Annotated in this window: 19 protein-coding genes and 2 rRNA genes; 16 read left to right on the top strand and 5 right to left on the bottom strand. The window is 36.3% G+C overall.

The window, feature by feature from the left end:
* Together ACG916_RS19500 and rrf are read left to right on the top strand one after the other, a co-directional pair.
* Nucleotides 1-883, top strand: a 23S ribosomal RNA gene (locus tag ACG916_RS19500); the annotation flags it as partial.
* A 167-nt stretch (nucleotides 884-1,050) separates the two neighbouring features.
* Nucleotides 1,051-1,165 (top strand): 5S ribosomal RNA (rrf, locus tag ACG916_RS19495).
* 161 nt (nucleotides 1,166-1,326) lie between these two features.
* Here the strand turns inward: rrf and ACG916_RS19490 are convergent.
* The 3 genes from ACG916_RS19490 to metG form a co-directional block, all read right to left on the bottom strand.
* On the bottom strand, nucleotides 1,327-2,301 hold the full coding sequence (locus ACG916_RS19490; RefSeq protein ID WP_419329171.1) for an MBL fold metallo-hydrolase: 975 nt from the start codon (nucleotides 2,299-2,301) through the stop codon (nucleotides 1,327-1,329).
* Nucleotides 2,302-2,443: 142 nt separating this feature from the next.
* Nucleotides 2,444-2,917: a hypothetical protein gene (locus ACG916_RS19485; protein ID WP_336954683.1), complete on the bottom strand. Its 474-nt coding sequence runs from the start codon at nucleotides 2,915-2,917 to the stop codon at nucleotides 2,444-2,446.
* Between the two features lie 120 nt (nucleotides 2,918-3,037).
* Nucleotides 3,038-5,092, bottom strand: a complete 2,055-nt coding sequence (metG, locus tag ACG916_RS19480; protein ID WP_419329173.1) for a methionine--tRNA ligase — start codon at nucleotides 5,090-5,092, stop codon at nucleotides 3,038-3,040.
* A 180-nt stretch (nucleotides 5,093-5,272) separates the two neighbouring features.
* Here metG and ACG916_RS19475 point away from each other — a divergent pair, with 180 nt between their 5' ends.
* The 3 genes from ACG916_RS19475 to ACG916_RS19465 all read left to right on the top strand — a co-directional run bounded on the left by ACG916_RS19475 (nucleotide 5,273) and on the right by ACG916_RS19465 (nucleotide 7,050).
* Nucleotides 5,273-6,073, top strand: coding sequence for a hypothetical protein (locus ACG916_RS19475; RefSeq protein ID WP_419329175.1), 801 nt, complete (start codon nucleotides 5,273-5,275; stop codon nucleotides 6,071-6,073).
* A gap of 102 nt (nucleotides 6,074-6,175) precedes the next feature.
* Nucleotides 6,176-6,670: a hypothetical protein gene (locus ACG916_RS19470; RefSeq protein WP_336954679.1), complete on the top strand. Its 495-nt coding sequence runs from the start codon at nucleotides 6,176-6,178 to the stop codon at nucleotides 6,668-6,670.
* A 68-nt stretch (nucleotides 6,671-6,738) separates the two neighbouring features.
* Nucleotides 6,739-7,050 carry a putative quinol monooxygenase gene (locus ACG916_RS19465; RefSeq protein ID WP_336954686.1) on the top strand — a complete coding sequence of 104 codons (312 nt, stop codon included), beginning with the start codon at nucleotides 6,739-6,741 and terminating at the stop codon, nucleotides 7,048-7,050.
* Here ACG916_RS19465 and ACG916_RS19460 read toward each other — a convergent pair.
* Nucleotides 7,047-7,265: a DUF6500 family protein gene (locus ACG916_RS19460; protein WP_419329177.1), complete on the bottom strand. Its 219-nt coding sequence runs from the start codon at nucleotides 7,263-7,265 to the stop codon at nucleotides 7,047-7,049. The genes ACG916_RS19465 and ACG916_RS19460 overlap by 4 nt on opposite strands.
* A 193-nt stretch (nucleotides 7,266-7,458) precedes the next feature.
* Here ACG916_RS19460 and ACG916_RS19455 point away from each other — a divergent pair, with 193 nt between their 5' ends.
* The 3 genes from ACG916_RS19455 to ACG916_RS19445 all read left to right on the top strand — a co-directional run bounded on the left by ACG916_RS19455 (nucleotide 7,459) and on the right by ACG916_RS19445 (nucleotide 10,796).
* Nucleotides 7,459-7,647 (top strand): hypothetical protein, encoded by a 189-nt coding sequence (locus ACG916_RS19455; protein WP_336954677.1) that lies wholly within the window; start codon nucleotides 7,459-7,461, stop codon nucleotides 7,645-7,647.
* 676 nt (nucleotides 7,648-8,323) lie between these two features.
* Nucleotides 8,324-9,574, top strand: coding sequence for an iron-sulfur cluster carrier protein ApbC (gene apbC, locus ACG916_RS19450; RefSeq protein WP_336954676.1), 1,251 nt, complete (start codon nucleotides 8,324-8,326; stop codon nucleotides 9,572-9,574).
* A 343-nt stretch (nucleotides 9,575-9,917) separates the two neighbouring features.
* Complete coding sequence (locus ACG916_RS19445) at nucleotides 9,918-10,796, top strand: 5'-methylthioadenosine/S-adenosylhomocysteine nucleosidase (protein ID WP_419329179.1); 879 nt, start codon at nucleotides 9,918-9,920, stop codon at nucleotides 10,794-10,796.
* A gap of 28 nt (nucleotides 10,797-10,824) precedes the next feature.
* Here the strand turns inward: ACG916_RS19445 and ACG916_RS19440 are convergent, their stop codons facing one another.
* Complete coding sequence (locus ACG916_RS19440) at nucleotides 10,825-11,376, bottom strand: DUF2062 domain-containing protein (protein ID WP_336954673.1); 552 nt, start codon at nucleotides 11,374-11,376, stop codon at nucleotides 10,825-10,827.
* A 455-nt stretch (nucleotides 11,377-11,831) separates the two neighbouring features.
* On the opposite strand from ACG916_RS19440, the gene ACG916_RS19435 reads away from it, so the two are divergent.
* From ACG916_RS19435 to ACG916_RS19400, 8 genes are all read left to right on the top strand, one after another.
* Complete coding sequence (locus ACG916_RS19435; RefSeq protein ID WP_336954672.1) at nucleotides 11,832-12,425, top strand: LysE family translocator; 594 nt, start codon at nucleotides 11,832-11,834, stop codon at nucleotides 12,423-12,425.
* Nucleotides 12,426-12,564: 139 nt separating this feature from the next.
* Entirely contained in the window at nucleotides 12,565-13,134 is a 570-nt protein-coding gene (gene dcd / locus ACG916_RS19430; RefSeq protein ID WP_056515236.1) for a dCTP deaminase, read from the top strand.
* A 325-nt stretch (nucleotides 13,135-13,459) separates the two neighbouring features.
* Nucleotides 13,460-14,848: a hypothetical protein gene (locus ACG916_RS19425; RefSeq protein ID WP_419329181.1), complete on the top strand. Its 1,389-nt coding sequence runs from the start codon at nucleotides 13,460-13,462 to the stop codon at nucleotides 14,846-14,848.
* A 670-nt stretch (nucleotides 14,849-15,518) separates the two neighbouring features.
* Nucleotides 15,519-17,048, top strand: a complete 1,530-nt coding sequence (locus tag ACG916_RS19420) for a hypothetical protein (protein ID WP_419329183.1) — start codon at nucleotides 15,519-15,521, stop codon at nucleotides 17,046-17,048.
* A 258-nt stretch (nucleotides 17,049-17,306) separates the two neighbouring features.
* Nucleotides 17,307-19,490, top strand: coding sequence for a hypothetical protein (locus ACG916_RS19415; RefSeq protein WP_419329185.1), 2,184 nt, complete (start codon nucleotides 17,307-17,309; stop codon nucleotides 19,488-19,490).
* 16 nt (nucleotides 19,491-19,506) lie between these two features.
* Nucleotides 19,507-20,244: a hypothetical protein gene (locus ACG916_RS19410; protein ID WP_336954663.1), complete on the top strand. Its 738-nt coding sequence runs from the start codon at nucleotides 19,507-19,509 to the stop codon at nucleotides 20,242-20,244.
* A gap of 26 nt (nucleotides 20,245-20,270) precedes the next feature.
* On the top strand, nucleotides 20,271-22,760 hold the full coding sequence (locus ACG916_RS19405; RefSeq protein ID WP_336954662.1) for a DUF6160 family protein: 2,490 nt from the start codon (nucleotides 20,271-20,273) through the stop codon (nucleotides 22,758-22,760).
* A 95-nt stretch (nucleotides 22,761-22,855) separates the two neighbouring features.
* Nucleotides 22,856-23,803, top strand: coding sequence for a DUF6160 family protein (locus tag ACG916_RS19400; protein WP_336954661.1), 948 nt, complete (start codon nucleotides 22,856-22,858; stop codon nucleotides 23,801-23,803).
* Nucleotides 23,804-23,837 lie beyond the last annotated feature (34 nt).

Here is a 23,837-nt window from a genome sequence, read left to right as displayed (position 1 = left end):
TCGCCGTGAAGATGCGGTGTACCCGCGGCTAGACGGAAAGACCCCGTGAACCTTTACTGCAGCTTGACATTGAACTTTGATCTTACTTGTGTAGGATAGGTGGGAGGCTTTGAAGTAGTGACGCCAGTTGCTATGGAGCCATCCTTGAAATACCACCCTGGTAATATTGAGGTTCTAACTCTGTCCCGTTATCCGGGACGAGGACCATGTCTGGTGGGTAGTTTGACTGGGGCGGTCTCCTCCTAAAGAGTAACGGAGGAGTACGAAGGTGCGCTCAGCGTGGTCGGAAATCACGCGTAGAGTATAAAGGCAAAAGCGCGCTTAACTGCGAGACCCACAAGTCGAGCAGGTACGAAAGTAGGTCTTAGTGATCCGGTGGTTCTGTATGGAAGGGCCATCGCTCAACGGATAAAAGGTACTCTGGGGATAACAGGCTGATACCGCCCAAGAGTTCATATCGACGGCGGTGTTTGGCACCTCGATGTCGGCTCATCTCATCCTGGGGCTGAAGCAGGTCCCAAGGGTATGGCTGTTCGCCATTTAAAGAGGTACGCGAGCTGGGTTTAGAACGTCGTGAGACAGTTCGGTCCCTATCTACCGTGGGCGTTGGAAATTTGAGAGGATCTGCTCCTAGTACGAGAGGACCAGAGTGGACGAACCTCTGGTGTACCGGTTGTGACGCCAGTCGCATCGCCGGGTAGCTATGTTCGGAAGGGATAACCGCTGAAAGCATCTAAGCGGGAAGCCTACCTCAAGATAAGATTTCCCTAGGACTTTATGTCCTCTAAAGAGCCGTTGAAGACTACGACGTTGATAGGTTGGATGTGGAAGTGCGGTGACGCATGAAGCTGACCAATACTAATTGCTCGTGAGGCTTGACTATACAACACCCAAGCAGTTGTATACGAAGCATCATTTGATTCATAAAAGATCAAACATACTTGATTTAGTTGTAAAGCTAGTTACAATACCCAACTCAAATGTTCTGTTAAACTCATTTGGTACGAAGTAAGGCATTTAAATAAGACCCGAACAAGTCCATAACAGTTTGCTGGCGACAATAGCAAGAGTGAACCACCTGATCCCTTCCCGAACTCAGAAGTGAAACCTCTTAGCGCTGATGGTAGTGTGGGGTTACCCATGTGAGAGTAAGTCATCGCCAGCTTTTAAATCTAAAACACCCCGTTCTCTAACGAGAACGGGGTGTTTTTTATGCCCAGATGAAAGAAAAAGATAAGAAATTAAGAAGCAAAATAAAAGCTCTAGCCTTAGCAGGAGCTTTTAAAGATCATTAAAAAGATTCTACTTAAACAATAAAATCATTAATCATTTAAAATGAACAGGAATCCATTGATAGCTCTTCCCATCTGCTGAGTAAATATGTCCAATGCCCGGGAAAGGCAAATGGGGTGCTGCGATGGTTTGTCCACGTTTTGCATAATCAGCAAACTGCTTTAATCGGGTTTGAACAGCTGTTTTCGGGTCAATATCATATTCTATTGCTGTTTCAGGTTTATCGAATTGTACTGTATGAGAGTGGACAATATCCCCAATAAAAACAATATCTTCACCCGTTGTTTTTAGTTTGTAACTAAAATGTCCTGGGGTATGACCTGCTGTGTTGATTACTTCAAATCCATTGATGTTGTCACCCAGTTTAAATGTTTTAAACTGCTTTTTAGCTTGATAGGGTGCAAGGGCGGCTTTGATCTTTTCTACAGTTGCTAAGTAATTGGCACGTTTATCTTGTGCTATTTTTTCAGCCTGTTTCGGATTCAACCAATAATTTTCTTCATCTTCAGAGACATAGATAGTGGCATTTGGGTAGTTTGCTATGCCATTTTTACTGACACCACAGGAATGATCAGGATGTAAATGTGTCAGTAAAATCGTATTGACTTGTTCAGGTTGATGACCTGAAGCTTTGAGATTTTTTAATACAGAGCCTAGATGCGCACCGAAACAATCTGCAGTACCACTATCCACCAAAACCAGTGATTTACCTGTGTTAACTAAAAATGCATTCACCGATGTTTGTACACCTTTGGCTTGATCTGCATGATATTTCTTTAAAATTTCTTGAACCTTGTCCTGTGAAATATCTTTAAATAGTGTGGGAGACATAAAGTTGGTGCCATCTAGCAAGGCGGTAATTTGTGTATTGCCCAGCTGATGTTGGTAAAACCCTGCTACTTGCGCTTGTTGTTCAATGATCGGCAATGTTTTGGTGACTTCTGCTTGTGATGTAAGAGGGAATAAGCCGAATAAAAGGACTGATAATGATAGGGCAGTTTTTTTCATTGGATTTGATCAAAATTAATTTAACGAATTATTTTTTAACATGGATTGGTTCATCACGGCGCTTTTTATATATGAAAAAAAATCTACTTTTGTAAGCGAATTTTTTATTAATATGCACAATGATCGAATCAGCTATGTGAGGTCATTCGTTTATATTCTGACGATTTCTGGCTCTTATCCATTCAATAAAAGTACAAATCAGCGTTGTTGGTAGTATAAGGACAAACTGGAGGTAAAGAAAAGTAAATAAAGGGGAAGGCGTAACTATAGCGATGATAAGAATAAAAGGAGCTAGCATAAAGCCTAAAAGACACCCATAGATTAAACTATAACGCCAAGAGGCTAAGGCTAATTTACTTGCAAAAAAGTGTTTAAATAAGAGATTGGTAATGATAGCTGGAATGCACCCTAGGAGATAACCAAATGGAGTAATCAAGATGAATGCAGCGATCATTGGAAATATAATAGATGGTGTAATGAGTCCTTTTAAAAACCGCATTGGATTATAAAAAATAATTTCGCTGTGAAATGTGATTGCTATAATAAATGTACCGATGAATGGACCACAGAGGATAAATGCAGATATTTTTCTTTTGTTATTTTTTGACATATCCATATTGAGGCTAGCCCTTTTTTCATTTTTATAATGATAGTATAGTAAAACATTAGTATAAAAAAAGACTTCCGAAGAAGCCTTTTAGTGATTTATGATCGTCTAGGATGAGACAATCAATAATTAAGAAACTTTATCACCTGGTTTTGCACCAGATTCAGGTGAAATCACCCAAACACCATCACCATTTCCAGCAGCAAGCACCATACCATTTGAAATACCAAAACGCATTTTACGCGGAGCAAGGTTTGCAACCATAACCACCAATTTGCCAGTTAAGTCTTCAGGTTTGTAGAACTCACGAATCCCACTGAATACATTACGTGGTTCAGCTTCACCAACATTTAGAGTCAATTGAAGCAACTTATCAGAACCTTCTACTATTGCTGCTTCTAAGACTTCAGCAACACGCAAGTCAACTTTGATAAAGTCATCAATCGTAATGATTTCTGCTTCACCCACTTTGGCTTCAGGCTTTTTCTCTTTGGTTTTTTCAGTTTTCTTTTCTGCTTTCGCTGGTGTTACCGCAGCTAAAGATTCTTTTGATGCATCAACCATTGCAGCAACTGCTTTTGGATCAACACGTTGCATCAATGGCTGGAATTGAGCAATTTCATGCGCAACTAAAACCGTTTTTCCTGAAGCAAAATCAAAACTTTCAAGTTTTAAGAAGTCTTGAACTTGTGTTGCCAAAGTTGGAAGTACTGGTGCCAAGTAAACAGCCAATTGACGGAATAGGTTGATTCCAACAGAACAGACATCATGAACTTGTTGTTCCTGACCTTCTTGTTTCGCCAAAGCCCATGGTTTTTTCTCATCAATATACTGATTTGCACGATCAGCAAGTGCCATGATTTCACGTATAGCGGTTGAAAACTCACGAGCTTCATAAGATTGAGCAATCGAGTCACCCGCATCAATAAAGCTTTGAACCAGTTCAGGTTCAGCACATGTTGCAGACAAGCGATTGTTAAAATTGCTGTTAATGAATTTTGCACAACGACTGGCAATATTCACAACTTTTCCTACTAAATCTGAGTTTACTTTTTGTACAAAGTCATCAAGATTTAAATCAGAATCTTCAACTTTATCAGAGAGTTTTGATGCAAAGTAATAACGTAAATATTCAGGATTTAAGTGCTGTAAATAGGTTTCAGCTTTAATAAATGTGCCACGCGATTTTGACATTTTTTGACCATTTACAGTCAAGAAACCATTTACAAATAAACCTGTAGGGGTGCGGTAATTTGCACCTTCTAACATCGCAGGCCAGAACAATGCATGGAAATATACAATGTCTTTACCAATGAAGTGATACACCTCATTTTTAGAATCTTTTTTCCAGTAGTCGTCAAAGCTTAATTCTGGGCGTTTCGTTTTGATGTAATTTTCAAAACTTGACATATAGCCAATCGGGGCATCAACCCAAACATAGAAATATTTATTAGGTGCATCTGGAATTTCAAAGCCGAAATAAGGTGCATCACGAGAGATATCCCAATCGTTTAGACCATTTTCAAACCATTCATCTAACTTATTGGCGATCGAAACAGGTAAGCGACCTTCATCACGCGTCCATTTTTGCAAGTATTCAGCAAAGTTTGGAAGTTTAAAGAAATAATGATCTGATGATTTTTCAACAGGTGTGGCACCACTTAATGTTGAGCGTGGATTTAATAGCTCTGTCGCATTATAGGTCGTACCACACACTTCGCAAGAGTCTCCATACTGATCTTCTGATTTACATTTTGGGCAAGTCCCTTTAATGAAACGGTCTGACAAGAACATGCTTTTTTCAGGATCAAACAACTGAGTAACAGGACGAATCGCAATATTGCCTGCCTCACGGTTTTTAATATAGATTTCTTCCGAGCGTGCTTTATTTTCATCGCTATTGGTTGAATCATAGTGATCGAAATGTACCCCAAAGCCATCAAAATCACGGATATGCTCTTTTTGCACATTGGCAATTTGTACTTCTGGACTAATCCCATTTGCTTCTGCACGGAGCATGATTGCTGTACCGTGCGCATCATCCGCGCAGACATAAGTCACTTCATGACCCATTGCACGCATGGCACGAACCCAGATATCTGCTTGGATGTAGCCGAGTAGGTGACCCATATGAATAGGACCATTTGCGTATGGAAGGGCGTTAGTGACTAAAATATTTCGCACGGATATAACTCTCTTTCTCAAAGTTAATGCAAGGGCATTGATTTTAGCGTAATTGCTATGAAGATGCACAACAGAATAGGTGAATTCTTTTCAAATGTAGATTTTTATGCTTATTCTTATAACTGCCAATTCATTATTATAGAATGGTGTATTCGTGTATTTCCCAAGAGCAATAAATCTATGATTGATGATGAATATTTTGATGATGACCAGCCTGTAATCCGTATTCCACAAAATCAAAATAGTAAAAATCTAATTGAAAAAAATATTCTGAAACAAGCTGAACGCTATTTTGAAGATATTTCAGAAAATGAACATCAGTATCTTATTGAAACACTCAATGGGTTTGCTCAGGAGGAGGCTTATTTTGAAGTTTTAGCCAATCAATTGAATCAGCCTGTTGGGACTAAAATTGCCAATGACGCTCTTAATCTATTGTATTTTTGGCAATTGATACATGAAGCTAAAGATATTACTCAGTTTAATCTTTTAGATGTGATCAACAGTGAGTTTTTTCAGTCTGAAATGTTTAAAGCTTTTGATCAATTAGCGTTGGGCGAGCAGAAGCCACAATATCAAGCTGTGTTAGAACAAAGCTTTAAACTCTATCAATTAGAGTTGTATGCGGGATGTATTCCATTGCTTTATGCCCAATTGGAAGGTTTGTTAACAGCTGTTTTAGTTCAAAATGGTTATTTAAAACAACAGGACACCAAGTTTATTGATGTCTATAAAATCGTTCCTGGGTTAAAAGGTCATGAGATTAAAAGTTTGTGGCATAAAGCTAAAATTGCCAATGAATTGAATCATTATTTTTTAGAGTTGGCTGCTTATAAGATGGATAGCAGCTCAACGGTAAGCATGACCCGGCATAACATTCTACATGGTACAGATTTGAATCATTTTAATCAGGAGCGCAGTTTCGTATTGTTTATTTGGCTGTTTGCGGCAGTCAGTTTTATGCGAAATGTCCGATCATAAAGTTCGAATCGTGATGATTCTTCACCTAAACTTCACATCCTAATCAAACACGCTACATTTTAATTTTAGAAACTAACACCAAGATCGAAGAAGGAGAAAATCATGCGGTCTTGGTATGTATTTGTTGCCTCAGCAATTGCCAGTTTGGCGGCTGTTCTCAGTTTAGTTGTGCCATTTTGTTTTTTTCTATATTTTTATCAAGGTGATTTATTTATTTCGGCTTCAGAACGAAGCCCAACACAGGGTATTCAAGTCGTGTTTTATCTCACCCCGTTTTTTCTGCTGGTCGGGTGTTTTAGCTACACAGTTATTTTTAAAGTATTTAAAGCACCTCAAAAAATCATCGAAACAACACAAATTATAAAATCTATAACTTTGATCTTTATCATGATGCTAAGTTTTTTATTCTTAGTTTTATGTTTAGATGGTGCTCTATATAGCTTTATCGAGGTATTGAGTTATTTAATTTTGGTTTATTTACTGTTATTGCTCCCGTTTTGTATAGGTTTAAGCTTCGGAAATGCTGTTTACTTAATTTTAAATAAAAAATTTAATACTCAGAAGATATTTAGAAAACAAGTGCATCATTGGGTTTAATTGAATGATTGCCTATAGGTTAACATTTCATGTTATGTTCAAGCTTTGATATCAATAAGAAATCATCCATGCTTAAACTGATTGCCGAAGACTTTATCCAAGTGGATAAAATTGATTTAGTTTTACCATTATATAAAGAGTTAGTTGAGAAAACCAAACAAGAAGCAGGCTGTATTGCCTATGATTTATATCATGATTTACGCAACAGAGGGCATTTTGTATTTATTGAGGAATGGATTGATCGTGCTGCTTTAGACGCCCATGTTCAATCCTTCCATTTTCAGGATTTAGTTCCGAAAATTGATCAACATAGAAGACAAGATGGAATTTTTACCCATATGCAGCATTATGATGAATTGTTTAAAAAAATGAATACTTAATCTTCATTTTTGATCATTTTCTTAATTTTTATTGCCTTTTCAAAATGATCAAATTGATGGGTTTTAATCCACCATTCTGCCACTTGCATTAAGGTTTCAGGATCATCATTTTTATTGGCAAAGAATGCATAAAAGGATAAACCAACATCATCTCCCTTTTTGGCAATTTTATCATTACAGACTCGGATAATTTTTTCTTTCATTATTTGTTGCATTAAATAGACTCAGTGTTTGTTTTAATTGAAGGATTTTTCAATCAATCAGAATAAGCTATTTTATTCATTTTGAAACAAAAAAACACATCGATACAAACTGTGTATGAATTGTTAAAGAAATGCATCTTTTTACATTTTATGGAGTTTCTGTTGTTATAACTAGGGTGAGACTTAATTAAATAGGAAGAAAATCATGACAAATTTAGACGATTTAAAAAACAAAGCTTCTGAAGTAATTGATGACGTTAAGTTAAAAGCCAAAGAAGCAAAATTAGGTGCTGAAAAGGTTGCAGATGACCTCAAACATAAAGCAAAAGAAACACTGCTTAAAGGTGAGCAAGCTGTAAATGATTTGAAGCACAAAAAAGATGATGAAAATTAAATGGAACAATCACTGAACAGCGTCACGCTGTTCAGTGATACCTTGTAGTTAATATTTTTTACAAATCCACTCAATTTCATAAATCTGATTATTCACCACAGTAAAACTATCATTTAAATGATCAATCTCATAGGTATAGTTAGATACTGTCACTGTTATTTTCTTTTTGTACGTTCATAAGTGTTCATTGAAATTGGAGATTGGTCAATACGTGATGACATTTCCGTCAAACTATCACCTACAGAAACCAATTGTGCTTAATGCTTAAGATGTACGTACGCAGTTGGAAGTTGTAGACGTTCTAGCAAAAGCTAAACTTGAAATGATTAAAGATAAAAATAATAGAAACTCCATAGATTGATCTTATTATTGTCAAAAATTATATAAAGTTGTTATTGACCCAATGTGACTATAGCTATTTTTTTATCCAGTATTTGTATGGGAATTATTAACACAGAGTTTGCCATAGAAATCTAAATGATAAAAACTAAAAGTTCATTCTGAACAAGCAGATAAAATAATTAAATGGACTATTTTGGATATTAAAACCAACTAAATAAGTAGGATTAATAACGACATTCAAAAAGCTGAATAGAAGTTTACTTAACCTCACGTCAATTTACAGTTAAACTAGCTGTCTCAGTATTTATTGTATTTGCAAATTTGGAGCAAATCTATGTCGTGGCTTTCTTCGCTTAAATCAGTTTTTTCTCCTGCACAGGAGGTGAAAGAGGAAGAAGTCCAATCTGTTTTGCAAAACTATATTTTGCCAAATTCCAGTGTTTTAAAAGAACGTATTACCCAAGTCAATGTTGTAGGTCGGGTATTACAACTGACAATTAATACTTATCCTGAAGAAGCAGATCATTTACAAAAAATTCATGATGATCTTGCAGATGAATTGGAGAAGTGCGGTATTCAAGAGTTGAATCTGCATGTGATTCAACAAAAAATTCAACATGATTCGAGTTGTGCTAGTGATCAGCATGGAAAAGCAGGACATAGTTGCTCTTCAAAGCCAAAAGCTGAACACACTAATCTTCCTCCTGTTGTTGATGCTTCTGCTAAAATGGCAAACACACAAGTAGATCCTAATAATCCGCCAATTCAAAAAGCAGCACCACAACAACGAGATATTCCGAAGCATCCTCGAATTCAAAATGTCATCCTTATATCATCGGGTAAAGGTGGTGTGGGTAAATCAACCACCACAGTAAATATCGCATTGGCTTTGCACAAACTAGGCTTAAAAGTCGGGGTTTTAGATGCTGATATTTATGGTCCAAGTATTCCAACAATGTTGGGGAATGCAGGACAAACACCTAAAATTGAAGGTGAAAATTTTGTTCCACTAGAAGCTTATGGAATGGCGGTACTTTCGATCGGTCATTTAATTGGGAAAGAAAATACGCCAGTTGCTTGGCGTGGTGCAAAAGCTACAGGTGCATTGATGCAACTGTTTAATCAAGCGCTATGGCCTGATTTAGATGTTCTAGTCATTGATATGCCACCTGGTACAGGAGATATCCAATTAACCCTTGCCCAACGTATTCCTGTGACAGGTGCCGTGATTGTGACAACACCTCAGAATGTTGCGTTAATGGATGCAGTTAAAGGTATTGAATTGTTTAATAAAGTACATATTCCTGTCATGGGGGTTGTAGAAAATATGTCAACGCATATTTGCTCAAACTGTGGTCATGAAGAACAAATTTTTGGTACAGGTGGTGGAGATCAATTGTCTGAGCAATATAATATCCCGTTGCTGGGTCGATTGCCTTTAAATGTTCAAATCCGTGAAAATGCTGATGCAGGCAAGCCTTCTGTAATTGCAGGAGATGTTGCTGCAGAAAACTATATGGCTATTGCTGAAAAAATTGCACAAGCTTTACCTAAAGCCGAAAAAGATCCACATAGAATTTTCTAAGAATCAACTTCAAAAGCGTCCTCTCTTTATTTTAGAGACCGAATTAAAGAGAGGAAAATTGAGAATGAATCAATGAAATATTTAAACTTACTCGATAATAAGATTTTATACGCACTGCCCATTTTTAGTATCCTTAAAAATCAAATAATTAATGCTAAATATGAGGAGTAAGGTAAAATAGGGCTAATCAGCGTACTATGCTAAAATGATTAAAAATATTCTTAATTCAATAATAGAATTTAAATCGTCTTCTCTTTAATATCGATATAAAAATATAGAAAATTGATCAACTGGTATATTCATTGCTTAGGTATAATTTCTAATTTAAACCATTGAGTAGACCATGCTATTAAAAAATTTTTTATGTGCTTTGGGAATCTGTAGTTCGATGTTCTTGGCTGCATGTAACGATAGTGATTCAGATAAAACAAGTTCTAATTCAACGACCCAGAAAACTTTACAACCCATCGTCATTCAAGGTGCATTACCTGTAGAGTCTGAGCAAATGGCCTCAAAACTAAGCAATTCTACAGTTGAAACTTTTGGTGGCTGGACGTTTTGGAAGGGTAGCTATCAAGGGTATCCTGTGATTATCTCTAAAACAAGAATGGGAATGAGCAACTCTGCTGCTGCAACAGCAATTGCGATTGAACGTTATAAACCTATCGCAATTATTAACCAAGGAACATCGGGTGGCCATGATCCAGATCTTAATGTCTATGATATTGTTTTAGGTCGTTACACCACCAATATTGGTGCATTTAGAACACCTAAAAAAGCTGTTGGAGAGGGTTCGAATTCTCTTGAATGGACAGAAGCTTTTGATGTGCTTCCTACGGATGAGTCTGATCCTGAACCGATTGCGATTCGTAAATTTGAAGCAGATAAAGAGCTGTTATTGGCAGCGCAGCGTGCAAAAACTAATTATAGTAAGGGTCGTGTGGTTGAAGGTACTATTGGTTCAGCTGATGTATGGAACAATGAATTAGATCGAATTGCATTTTTCCATAAAAATTATGGCACTTCTGTAGAGGAAATGGAGGCGGCATCGGTAGCACAGATTGCCAGCCAATATAAAGTACCATTCCTTGGTGTTCGTATTTTATCGAACAATATTACCAACGGGGGCGCATATGACCCAGGTACTGGAGAAGCATGCCAGCATTATGTTTTAGATATCGTTGTTGAATACATGAAAGCTAAACAAGCCACTTTGAAGTAAAGTTTTACCAGAATAAGTTGGAGCTTGCTTAGAGAGTATTTGGCTGCTTTTTACGGTTATTCCACTTCTTAATCACGCTCCAACGCCAATAAATACGTGTCACAATAAAGAGTAGCGATGCAAATACAAATGCTTCAATAAACAAACCCGTCGCAAGAATTTTAGCTAGGCTAAAGTCAATATGTCCGTGTCCAAAGTTTTTGATCCAATGAATGATTTGATGGAAAACGCCGAGTAGCATTTCCTTATTGATCATATGTACATGATAAATTTTGGAACCAATCCAAAAGGCAAAAATCAAAATCGGGACAATAGTTAAGGGATTCATGATCCAAGCTAAAATTAAACCAATGGGTAGGTTTGCTTCAAAGAATAATACTGAAAAAATAATTAATAAGGTGTGGAATGGAATAGGCAAGATGCCCCAAAACGTGCCAATAAACATTGCCTTAGAAATCGATTTTCGATTGACATACCAAAGCTGAGGACTTAAGGCTTTATCGCCAAAAATCTTCATGAATTTCAAATTGTTGACTCGCTCTGGACTCGGGAGCCAAGACTGAAAAAAATGCTTTGCCATAAAAGTAGAAAATGCAAGAAAGGTCACTATTGTGCATCAATGTAGATAAAAACGACAACCTTTCTGACAAAAACCTAATGAGTAAGGGAAAAATATGGATAAAGAATAGTCAATAAAACTGAAAATTTACTTAAAAAAGCCCTCTATTCGTAACTAGGTCTGCCTATATTGGAACTACTTCTTATTTTATGGCTAATCAATGTTCTATTTTGGAATAAACATACTGATTTAAAAGATATTATTATTAATTTTTAAGTTTAAATTTGGACATAAAGCAGTATTTCTTCGACCAGTGACTTTGCAGTTTTTATCGGATTTTAAGTTATCAATGCATTGAAAATTAAATGTATTTTAATCTGGGATAATGTTCTTTAATAAGTTCTCTTACAATTATTTTTTTGCCAATTCAATTTAAAAGATTTAATCTGCGGTCAATCCATTGATGAGGTCATTTGATGATTTCATGGTTTTTTATTGGCTTGGTGGTGACGATTCTTTTGACACCAGGACCAACCAATACACTTTTAGCATCTTCTGGGATTCAAGTTGGAATTAGAAAATCTCTTGCATTAATTCCAGCAGAAGCACTTGGCTATCTGATCTCCATTTCGATTTGGGGATTAATTATTGGATCTGTGTCTAAACAGTTTCCAAGTGTACCTGTTATTCTTAAATTATTTAGTGCAGGTTATATTTTATTTCTTGCTTTAAAATTATGGCGTACAGCAAATCGAGATGAAAACTTTAGTCATGCGACAATTCGGGCGCGTGAGTTATTTTTTGCAACCCTTTTAAACCCGAAAGCACTTCTTTTTGCTTCTGCAATTTTCCCAACATACGTTTGGCAAAATGCATCTGCTTATACTTCACATATGTTGGTGTTTTTATTGTTAATCATCCCCATTGCATTTTTTTGGACATTTATTGGTTCTGTAATTTGCAGTAATAAAGTGACGTGGCTCAATCAGCGCAATATGCAAAGAACTGCATCTTTAGTTTTAGTGAGTTTTACTGTACCTCTGAGCTATTCAGCACTTTTAAGCCTTTAAAAATCGATGTTAGTTAAACTTAAGTTTGTACGTTTACTTACAGACTTGGGTTGCTCTATTTCGTCATAAACATTCCTTTCAAAAGCAATTTCAGTTAAAGTACAGCGCAGTAAATAGCACAGTTTTGGGATAGAGATAAATGGCAATTAAGTCTGATCGTTGGATTCGTGAAATGAGCGAAAAGCACGGTATGATTGAACCTTATGCAGAAAACCAAGTGCGTTATGATGAACAAGGTGAAAAGCTAATTTCTTATGGCGTATCTAGCTATGGTTATGATGTACGTTGTGCACGTGAGTTTAAAGTCTTTACCAATGTTCACTCTGCCATTGTAGACCCTAAAAATTTCGATGAGCGTAGTTTTATCGATATTGAGTCTGATGTCTGTATCATCCCTCCAAATTCATTTGCATTAGCACGTACAGTTGAATATTTCCGTATTCCTCGTAATGTTTTGACGATCTGCTTAGGTAAATCGACTTATGCTCGTTGCGGTATCATTGTAAACGTCACACCTCTTGAACCCGAGTGGGAAGGTCATGTAACATTAGAGTTTTCAAATACAACGAATTTACCTGCACGTATTTATGCTGGTGAAGGTGTTGCTCAAATGCTGTTTTTTGAATCTGATGAAGTCTGTGAAACTTCTTATAAAGATCGTGGTGGTAAATACCAAGGTCAGGTTGGGGTAACCTTACCTAAAGCTTAAATTAAAAAATGAGATGAAAGAAGCAAGTGTATATCACTTGCTTCTTTATGTGTTCACCAACATAATAAATATGATTTAGACATTATTTTATAATAAAAATTTTATAATAGAATGAGAGTTAAGTTTAGTTAAATAAAATTTTAATTTATGTGAAATTATTGTTTTTTATCGGAAAATACAAATTTTTATTCGGTCTGAATTTCGATCTATGATACAAATAAACATTAAATCTAAATGTAATTTATATCATGTTATTTATTCTTATCTCGAAGGGTAATTTAACATAAGTAATAAGGTCAAGCTTTGCTAAGGATGGAAGCGTAAGATGTCCCAAAGAAAATATTTAAGTTTTGTATTGCTAGCATTGAGTGGTTTAGGGATAAATGCTACTTATGCTGCAACATTACAAGCACTGACTGATGAGCAATTATCAGAAACGACAGGTCAAGCATTGATGAGTTTGACGTATACAGCACCTACAGATGCTAGCAATCTTGAATCTCAGCGAGTGAATGGTGCGAAAAATGTTGGTTTTTATAAATTAGGCTTAGAAGCAGAAGTATCAATAAATGCGAACATAAAAAAATTACAACTTGGTTGTGGTGGTATGAATGGTGCTGGAGATTGTGACATTGATATTGATAATTTAAGTTTGAGCGGCTTAAAATTAAATAGTGACGGGAATGTCGCTATGACTAACGAAGAAAGAGCCTCTTCAGATGCAGTACTAACTAATCCATTTCTTGAGTTTGCAATAAAGAACCCGGATAAAGCGTCTACAAGGGAAATAGTTGGTTTACGATTAAGTGCTGATAAAATAGTCGGTCTATTGTCGGCTGGAACTAATAATAATACACCTAATGGAATCAATACATTATCTGGTTTCATGCAAATTAGTGGGTATGGTACAGCAACGACCGCGCAATCAACGTTTGGTTTAAAAAATTCTGAACAAGTTACATCTTATGCGGATGTAAATGTTTTACCTCCGTTGTGTACTAGTGGTTGTGGTAGTAATCAAAAGTATACAGCTGGTAATGTGAACAGTGATAATAAAGGAATTGTGATTCCTTCACTAAAAGCAGACTTTGTTATTAATAATGCACAAGTACTGGGCAATCGTATGAAGTCAGCAAATGTACTAGCTGTCACGGATATTCCTGCTATTCCTTTGACTGAAACAGCTGGGCAATTAGGTGTTCATATGGCTGATTGTATTAAGATTTTAGGCATATGTGCAAAACAAGATACTTTTATTAAACTAAATACAAATCTAGTTAATTTAAAAGGGGATATTCAGTTTAGTGAAGGGTTAGGCTATATCCATAATATACCAATCAGTAGTGCAGGTTATTTGTCATTGCAAGCGGGGCAAATCCAGTGGCCCGGAGCTAAAGAGGTTGCTCAAAATGGATGGTGGTTATCTATGCAAGATCCAATTAATTTAGGTAAGTTAAACCCGCAAGGAGAAGTTGATATTTCTTCAGTATATAGCCAAGTAGCGTCAATTTTAGGTACATATCTTGCTACTGCACCTTATAAAGTTTCAGTTGATAGTGCTGATGGTATAAATGCATTATTTGGAAGTGGTATTACAAAAACATTGCCAAATATTGATTTAAGTGGTCAACGAGTAAATATACCTTTGTCAAATCTGATCTTGACTTCTCAAAATGTAGTATCGAACTGCTATGGCTCATTAAAATTCTGTTAGTTTTATCACGTTATAGCGATTTCAGAAAGCTTTAATATTTTGATGAATTAATTTTCTGTATAAATATTTTAAAACCCACTTTTGTGGGTTTTTATATGTTAAATACGATTACCACAGATATCTTTGGTGTTGGAAGAGTATTTTAAAGTCAGTTAGTGGCTGTCAAAGATAAGTGTTTCCATTGGCTGATAAGTTCCTGTAAATAATACTAGATGGCTATCTATAAGACCAAAAATTTAGAAACTGATTCTTATAGTGCTGTATTATTAATATAGTCTTTATCTACACCATTTAAATTTATTCCAATTTGTTTTGAATCTTGCTCTAAATAAAAACCAATTCTGAATAGCCATCGATTTTATAGACGTCCTTAGCTTTGGGTTGATAGTTGAATTTGCGTGGATTTTTCCTTGTAATGAGTTTTAGAGTTTTTTTATTTTATAGCATCATAATTTTTCAATAAAAATTACAATCATTTTGTCGGAAATTTAGTCTTAACAGAAATATATTGTGATAGATTAATCACAATATATTTCTCTATTGAAAACTAAAATACATTTTTGTAGCGCTAACAGCCTAAATTTTATGAGATTTATCTAAGAACTGGCTGCGTTATTAAAATAATAGAGATTCACAATTTTGAACATGGTCTAAGGATAAGGAGATGTTCATGCTGAAAATAAGACCTTTGTGTTTAACACTTTTTTCTTTAAGTACTTTGGCAGTATTTAATGTATATGCAGAACCAACAACTTTAAAAAGTATGTCAGATGAACAACTGTCTGAAACCACAGGCCAAGCTTTGATGAGTCTAGCTTATCTTGCACCAAATGATTCTACTAATTTAATGAGTAAATATAGTAGTGGTTCAAACGTTGGTTTTTATAAACTTGGACTTGAAGCAGAAATGGACTTAAATGCAAATATTAAAAACTTGCAGCTAGGTTGTGGTGGTGCAAATGGTGCTGGTGCATGTGATGTTGATATTAAAAATTTATCATTGAGTGGGTTACCTGCAAATTACGATTCCTCAAGTGGTAATTCCCCTGATTTCGGAAGTGCAGGTCGAGCATCTACTAGCGCAAAATTAAGCAATCCATTCATGGAGTTTGCTGTAAAAAATCCAAACTCTGCTTCAACTCGTGAAATTGTTGGTTTACGTTTTAGTGCTGAAAAAATTACGGGGCTTTTAACAGCAGGTTTAACCAATGGAAGCACTCCTTCTTCAACAGATGGTATCCAGTCACTTAGTGGCTTTATGCGTATAGCACAGACACAAGGGGAAGTTGATACTTTAGGTGGTAAATTTGGTTTGGTAAAAGATCAATCAATTGGTGGAAATATTAAGTTATTAGGGGGGGTTATAAATAAATGGATTCAAAGTTATCCAAATGCACAAGACAATATACTCAATGGTACAACAGGTATTACTGTTCCTGAAATTAATGGAGTAGGTTTCACATTACCATCATTTCAGGTAAATGGTTCTCGACTAAATGCAGCAATAGCAAAAGATATTTTGTTAACACTTCCTTCAATTCCTTTGGCAACTCCTGATAATTGTACTGGAGGGGCAACATATTGTAATCAATGGGCAAATGATCAATTAAAAGTAAATTTAAGAGATACGGGTAATCATAATGCTGAGTCATGTATTTTATGGTTATGTGATGCAACTTTCAAAATGGGTCAAGGTTCAAATTTAAGTAATTTAAATTTAAATGTAACTTTTAATCAGGCTTTAAGTATGTTTCATAATATTCCCTTACAAGGAACAGGTGGTTATTTAAGTTTGCAACAAATGGCTTTACTATGGCCAGGAAGTTATGTGGATTCATCTGATACTACTGGTAAGACATTAAACCAAATGACAAAAACTGATGTTGCTCAAAAGGGGTGGTGGATGTCTTTTGCTGATCCTGTGCAGCTAGGCTATTTAAAAGGTGGGGATAAAGTTGACATTTCTCCCGTTTTGCCACAATTAGCAGTTCTGATTACTAAACAATTAGCAGATAATCCAATTGATTTAGGACTTGGAGATGCAATTACAGCATTAGTCAGTGCGCCAATTACCAAAACTCTGAATATTGATATTGGTCCATATACGGCCACAAATCCAGCAAGATTAACACTTCAAAATTTAAAATTAACGAACCAAGAAGTTTCAACCAACTGTTATGGTTCTTTAAAATTTTGTTAACCCAACTATTTGAAGATCTATAAAGCAATAGCGTTAAAGGCTATTGCTTTTCATTGTCTACGAATATTCGTTTATCGGAAAATCGTATATTTTACATAAAAGACTTTGTCATAATAAAAAATATTGCATAATATAAAATGTGATATAGATAACAAAACTGTATGAACAAGGGAAGATAATTTTATACAGTTGAAGTGAAAATTTAAGAAATAAAATAAAATATGGTGCGGAGCATCGTATAACACAGGAAGGTCGTGGATGACTACACTCAATTATACGGTAAAATTTCATAAAACCGTTTTAGCGAGTTTTATTGGCTTATTGATCAGTCAATCTTGCTTCGCACTTGAAGAAATGTCAGATGAAAAGTTAAGTAATACAACGGGTGAAGGGATTGCCTTACTTCCTCAAGATGCTTATATGGTTTTTCGTGGCGTTGGTGTTAATGAAACAGCTACACAATTATTAGATCGAACTAAAGATACGGGATCTATTAACTATATTCCTGTTGGACCATTAAGTCTTACGGCCGCAGACACTAATAAAAATAACAGCATTGATTCTGGTGATTTGGCTGTAGGAAAAGCGGATTTATTTTTATACGGTTTAGCACTTTCTAAAGCCAATGATGCAGATCCAAATGATATCAATGAACGGGTGGGAATGCTTAAAAATACTTCAGGTGTTGCAACAGCAATTAATGCAATCAAAAGCTGGGGAACTGCAACTAATCCTTGGATTTTGAAAGTAGATACGATGGATGCCGTGCCAACATTTACGCCAGATATTGCAGGTGGCTCAAAAAATACGGACACAGGCAAAGTCACTTATTTAGCTTTAGAAGCACCTGCTTTTGAGACTGGAACATTGGATGCCGAGGGTTCAGATGCTTATAAGCTTAAACTAGGGATGTGGGCAGATGCTTTTGTCCGAAATCCAAACAAAAAAGATGGTGATCCAAACCAGTTCCAATATGGAACAAGTACAGGCACTCGAGGTAATGGAACCGAAATAACAAATCGAGAAAATCGGATTCGGTTGCAAGCAATTTGGAATAACTTTAGTTTAAATGGTAGTAAAATTCAGTTATTTCAAACTTTAGATGGTGCAACTAATACTGGTGGTTTGAGTCCATTTTATAATAAAACTTTGGGTTTGGCTGGTGTAATCCGTTTAAATAGTGGTGATGCTGCTAATTTGAAATTAAAAACAACAGACATTGCATCTGAAAGTATGAGTGCAATTTCTACTAATACTCTCCATGCAGGAGCAAATTCGACATTAAGTACATCTTCAACAGGGAATTGTGGTAACAGTGGTACAGGAGCGATTAGTAATGGTTCTGGTGTTGGGTGTCAATATATAGTTCAAAAACGAACACGCACTGATTCGAAAACGTTAACACGTAGTTGGGATTTACCCGCAGAATATCAAAATAGAGTGTTACGTTTAAGCACTCAAGAAACAACAGATACTAATTTACTGTACACACCAGCATTAGATACTTCTGGAAATGCAAAAGCACCAACATTTGCAAAAGACGAAGGTATTTTTATTTATAATTTAAATACCAACTTGGTTTTAGGTTCTTTGTATCAGCCTTTAATTTTAGGATCTGATGGTAAGAATTTTAGTTTGGAAATTGCACGTATTCCAAATAAAGAGTCGATCTATAAAAAGATTTATACGGATTATACTGGAGCCGATTCATCCTATTTGGGTTCAACTTGTAATATTTACCAATGTGGTACTTCAACTATCTCAGGCTATCAAGGCAACAATGCAACCCACAGTAGTATTAGTATCGGAACTGTTTATAGTGATGATGGTGGAAAAACTTTAAAAGCATATACAGGAGCAGATGCTGTAGGGGTGTCTTTTGGCAATTTAGTAAAGTCAAGTACTGTTTCAAATACATTAACAACTAATGAAATAAGATATGCTCAGCGTCAATTACAAAGTCAAACATGGCTTCAGAATAGTCGATGTTCTACTACTGGTATTTTTGGATGTAGTAATGTCACATCAACATCTGGAACATTAACTCAGTGGCAATATAACAATGGTTCTAACTGGGTTAATTCATTAACTGGATCGCAGACTAAGCCAAATGATGCAACAGCTTGTGGTACAGGTTTTGGTGCAAGCAACTCTTGTAATAATTTTCCAAATCCAAACCCGAATACAACTGAAATAAATGCTACTACAGCGAACCGTACTTGGTCTGATACAAATTTAAATGGTGCAGCTTGGCGTACAGCTTCAAATACAACAGTTGATAATTTTATAGGATCGGGTAATGGAATTACAGGGGCGACAATATTAAACAATAACATGGCTCAAACACCAAATATACCAGGGACACCCTTGAATAATTTAGGTTCAGCCTTAATTGATGGAATGCTGATTCAGCATATGAAAATAACCACCAAAGGCTTATAAGATAAGGAGAAATATGATGAAAAAAAGTGTGCTTCTTATTTTAACCAGTTTGGTAAGTTTTCATTTGGCCGCTATGGAAGCTTTAACTGATTCCGATTTGCAACAGGTTGAGGGGCAAGCTGGCGCAGATTTATCTTTAAAATTGGTGTTGAATCAGGTTAATGCAAGTGACTCATATTACGCTACTGGAAATGCTTATAAGTTCGATAGTGATACTGGTGGGGTGTGCGCAAAATTAGAGTTTTGCCGCTTAGCACTTTCAGTAAACAATAGATATGTAGATGCTGGTGGCGCTGCAAACAGTGTCAGTGGCAATAAACTGTGGGTGGTATTTAAAGGAATTCAAGGTACGATTAATATTCAGAAACTTGGATTAGATGGTGTGGACTTAGTCTACAGAGGTATTGACGCTGCTGGGACACCATGGATTAAACCTGCAATTCAGCTGGGTTTTGATGCAACAAATCCAATTCAAATTCGAAACTTTGGTTTTAATGCATTATCGATTGAAAAGGATGAGTTCACAAGCCAGACCAATGCAAATGGAACAGTCACTGAAAACTCTTCTGGAGCAACAGCCGATAAGTACGGCTATTTAAAAAAGACCATCTATGATGCAACGACTGCAGCCAACTCCACTTATGACCAAGGTAACGAAACCGGTTTTATGGGCATGCGTATGAATGGAAATTTGGCATTGCAAGGTAAAATCATGATGTTTAGTTGTAATTCTACGAGTAACAAGCGTTGCTAAGATAAAGTAAATCTGAGGGTTTAGGAATGAACATAAAAAAACAAGACCATGGAAAAAGATTTATTTTAAATACATTAGCTTTGAGCTTGTTGGCTATACATATACCAGCTTATGCGTTGCAAGCTTTAGATGATAGTGATTTAAGAAACGTAAATGGTCAAGATGGTGTACATATTGAGGCAAGCTTAAAAGAAGCCAATATTAAAACATTATATTGGACAGATCAGGTCGGTCGCGCAGAATCAGATGCAACCAGTCAAGCGCTTATTGCAACAGCAGATACGGTTAAAATACAACAGAGCAATACTTCTACAGATCCATTAAAAGCCGATATGAAGCTTAATATAGGGACTGTTGCAGGAAAAACTGGAGTGAATTTAGATTTATCCCTCTCTCCTATGCTTATGACTGTCGATTCATTTCGTGTTTGTGATAGTGATCCAAGTGGAGCACGTTGTAGTGCAAAACTGGGCAATTTAGCGGTACAAACGGCGTCAAATACAAGTATTGGATTAAAAACCAGCAATGGCCTTTTAAGTAAAACAGATCAGGTTGAGCTGACTTTAGGACTTCAAAATGCCAACATCTATTTGGGGCAGAGTAGTGCAAAAAGTGAGTTAAATCAACTAATTCTAAAAAACTTTAATTTTAATTTTAAAGGTAAAGGCTTTGCATTTATAGATGCCGCTGAAGGTTTTAAATTACAAACGAATTCTGGAAGCAATATAGCAGGTGCAAGTCAGGCACCCGATACTAATTATGGCTATGTGGATTTAACACGAGTGGTTGATCCAGCTTCATCAAAAGCAGGTTTTATTAATACAGGTAGTTATGGAAACGGAAGTTCTACAACAAATGCCGGACTAAACCTTGAAATTATGGTGAATAATAAAGGAATAAATCCTACCTCTCTTTATGATGTAGATAATTATAATACGCCAACGGGAGCAAAAGGACTGATTCGCGTAGGTGCAAGTGGGCGTATGGTGAATGGCTCACTCCAATTTCGTGGTGTGCAAAATGCCAGTAGTTTAATTGGTTCTGCTGTTAATTCGAGTGGTACAGATACAGGAAAAGATATCGTTGGTAGTTCAGGTATCGCCTTTCGTATGAAGACGGATTTCACCAAAGAGGGCGATACTATGCTGACTGGCGGTGGAGATGCAACAACTTTGGAAATTGGTGGTGCAGGATTAAATAGTTATGGCTTCGAGTTTGGTAATTTAACAGGTTTACAAAAAGGAACTCGTGCTTCTTTTGATACGGGAAATATTTTTTTAAACCTAACTGATTCTAAGCAAGTCACCATACCTGTAAATGCAACCTTTCAAAATTCAAGTTTTGGTAATGGTCAAGCTTTAACTAGTTTGAATGATTATAAACAAGATATTTATACGACTCTATCGGCAGCTAATCGTCCTTATGCTGTGGTAGCTTCAATCCGTGGTGGAGAGTTCCAAGCCATCTCCAGACGAGGACGATTTACTACTACTGCTGGTGTTGCCGCGGGGAATTTATTTACCGAGAACGGTCTAAATAATCGATGGGGGCTGGCTTTACCATTTTATAACTTAAATGCTAATTTAGCGATGTATGGTACAACAGTTGATGCTGATAAAGCCTATTACTACTTAACTGATGGTACTAAAAACAGTGTAGCAGCAACAGCTGGTACTCAAACCTCTCGACTTGGATTTTCTTTAGGTCTTAGTACGGACGGTGTGGATAAAAATGGGACAACTAAGCTTGGCAATAAAACCACATCTATTCTGGTGATTGATGGTGGTCAGGTGAAAAATGATGCTGGTGTTCCTATAGCAGGTACTTCTAGGGACTATTATTTAGGCTTAAGAAACATTGATATGTTGCTGAAAGGGAATGGCAGCATAGGCGTTGAGAATGGAAGTTTAAATTTAAGTTTAAAAAACATGCTGGTGGTAATGGCGGCAGAAGTGGCAGCAGGTTATTTGCCTGGAACCACATATGCATCATGTGCTGGTGGTATTGCGACAGCAAGTGTAGCTTGTGGAAATAAGCGTGTTTCAGATTCTAATAATTTCGCCAAAAGTGATGATGTGCTATTTGGTCTAAAACTTCGCTTTGGTGGTGATATGGATTTGTCACTTATTCCAAATAGTGAAATTAAAGCAGATGGAACAGGAAATCGTTTAACTGTGGTCGGCGATTTAAAATTGGCAACTACAAATAATACAATTCAAATTAGTGATCCAGCAAATGGTTCTACACTTGGTTTAGATAACTTGACAGGCGATATTCGTTTTAACAATGCGATTGTGATCAGCAAAAACTCAACCACTGGGAATGGTCAGGTTGGATTTAATGCAAGTTTACAATTTAATCCAACACAATCGGTTGATGGTGTATTTAGAGCGAGAGATTTAAACTTTTATCCACCTTCAATGAATGGTGCTTTGGTTTCAGGTGCGCGTTTAGGTGAAATGGCGTTGACAGGTGGTCGTTTAACCAGTGAATTCAACATTATTCCACGCAACTAATGCGTTATTGGTCGGGTTATGCTTTTATCATAAAGAATTTCTGATTAGACTGTGACGTGGTAGGCAGTATATAAATTTTCCTAAGGATTAGGATAATGAAAAAAAATAGAAAGCTAGGATGTATATCATTATTGATACTAAGTCCAGTTGCGATGGCAATGGAACCTATGGATGATCAAAGTCTTTCCCAAACAACAGGGCAAGATGGAATTAATGTTGGTATAAATCTGAGTAAGGTTCAACTGAATCAACTGTCAATCATTGATCGTGATGGATTTGGTTCGACTGTGAATGATGCCAATAAAGCATCCCTAGTTCTTGCGGGTAAAAGTGCAACTACTGTTGCTGACCAAAGCGTTAATATTACTTTTCTTGGGGCTTCAAATACCCCAACCATGAATATTGTCATGGACACAGATAGTGGAATAAGTGGTAAACCTTTTGCCAATATAGGAATGAGCTTTGCAAGCAATATTTCGGGTATTAAAGTTTCACCATTTGCACTTTACTTGGTTGGTGCGAATTCATCTTCTGGGCCTACAGGATCTCAATCTATTTTTACAGGAACCAGTGAAAAGTCAGATGTCATTAAATTTTTAAAAATGGACAACGGTTTTGATATTAACTTTACTGCAGCTAAACCATCGATTAATTTGCAGCTTGGAAATGCACCTCAAGGACGTATGATTGTATTTGGTGGGGCAATTCAATCAATTTGTGGTACGGGAACAGGCTGTGCTATTACACTTTTATCGGATGATAGTGATATTGGTGCAAATTTTAATTTCCAGTTAACAGGAACAGATAAAACCAATGGTTTTTCATTAAAAGGTTTCTATGCTGGTGTTGAACCAACAGGTTTTGTATTTGGTAATACAGGTGAATCGAGTAAGTTTGATCTTGGAATCAATCAGATGATTATGGGAACAAGTGGAGCAAGTGCAGCAGGAGCTTTTAATGGTTTGCAAAATGGCTCGATGGGGAACTTTGGGGCAATCGGGACATCCGTTACAGATTTAAAAGTAAAAATTAATGGGCTGTAATAATGTTTTATAAATAGTAAAGTATTAAAAAACC

This window comes from Acinetobacter legionensis, from assembly GCF_048552295.1.
In the GTDB taxonomy this organism is placed as follows: Bacteria; Pseudomonadota; Gammaproteobacteria; order Pseudomonadales; family Moraxellaceae; genus Acinetobacter.
This window is presented reverse-complemented; position numbering and strand designations above follow the sequence as displayed.

Excerpts from the sequence above, each read along its gene's own strand:
- ACG916_RS19490 (WP_419329171.1), bottom strand. The coding sequence starts at position 2,301 with ATGAAAAAAACTGCCCTATCATTATCAGTCCTTTTATTCGGCTTATTC.
- ACG916_RS19485 (WP_336954683.1), bottom strand. The coding sequence starts at position 2,917 with ATGGATATGTCAAAAAATAACAAAAGAAAAATATCTGCATTTATCCTC.
- ACG916_RS19475 (WP_419329175.1), top strand. The coding sequence starts at position 5,273 with ATGATTGATGATGAATATTTTGATGATGACCAGCCTGTAATCCGTATT.
- ACG916_RS19470 (WP_336954679.1), top strand. The coding sequence starts at position 6,176 with ATGCGGTCTTGGTATGTATTTGTTGCCTCAGCAATTGCCAGTTTGGCG.
- ACG916_RS19465 (WP_336954686.1), top strand. The coding sequence starts at position 6,739 with ATGCTTAAACTGATTGCCGAAGACTTTATCCAAGTGGATAAAATTGAT.
- ACG916_RS19460 (WP_419329177.1), bottom strand. The coding sequence starts at position 7,265 with ATGCAACAAATAATGAAAGAAAAAATTATCCGAGTCTGTAATGATAAA.
- ACG916_RS19455 (WP_336954677.1), top strand. The coding sequence starts at position 7,459 with ATGACAAATTTAGACGATTTAAAAAACAAAGCTTCTGAAGTAATTGAT.
- apbC (WP_336954676.1), top strand. The coding sequence starts at position 8,324 with ATGTCGTGGCTTTCTTCGCTTAAATCAGTTTTTTCTCCTGCACAGGAG.
- ACG916_RS19445 (WP_419329179.1), top strand. The coding sequence starts at position 9,918 with ATGCTATTAAAAAATTTTTTATGTGCTTTGGGAATCTGTAGTTCGATG.
- ACG916_RS19440 (WP_336954673.1), bottom strand. The coding sequence starts at position 11,376 with ATGGCAAAGCATTTTTTTCAGTCTTGGCTCCCGAGTCCAGAGCGAGTC.
- ACG916_RS19435 (WP_336954672.1), top strand. The coding sequence starts at position 11,832 with ATGATTTCATGGTTTTTTATTGGCTTGGTGGTGACGATTCTTTTGACA.
- dcd (WP_056515236.1), top strand. The coding sequence starts at position 12,565 with ATGGCAATTAAGTCTGATCGTTGGATTCGTGAAATGAGCGAAAAGCAC.
- ACG916_RS19425 (WP_419329181.1), top strand. The coding sequence starts at position 13,460 with ATGTCCCAAAGAAAATATTTAAGTTTTGTATTGCTAGCATTGAGTGGT.
- ACG916_RS19420 (WP_419329183.1), top strand. The coding sequence starts at position 15,519 with ATGCTGAAAATAAGACCTTTGTGTTTAACACTTTTTTCTTTAAGTACT.
- ACG916_RS19415 (WP_419329185.1), top strand. The coding sequence starts at position 17,307 with ATGACTACACTCAATTATACGGTAAAATTTCATAAAACCGTTTTAGCG.
- ACG916_RS19410 (WP_336954663.1), top strand. The coding sequence starts at position 19,507 with ATGAAAAAAAGTGTGCTTCTTATTTTAACCAGTTTGGTAAGTTTTCAT.
- ACG916_RS19405 (WP_336954662.1), top strand. The coding sequence starts at position 20,271 with ATGAACATAAAAAAACAAGACCATGGAAAAAGATTTATTTTAAATACA.
- ACG916_RS19400 (WP_336954661.1), top strand. The coding sequence starts at position 22,856 with ATGAAAAAAAATAGAAAGCTAGGATGTATATCATTATTGATACTAAGT.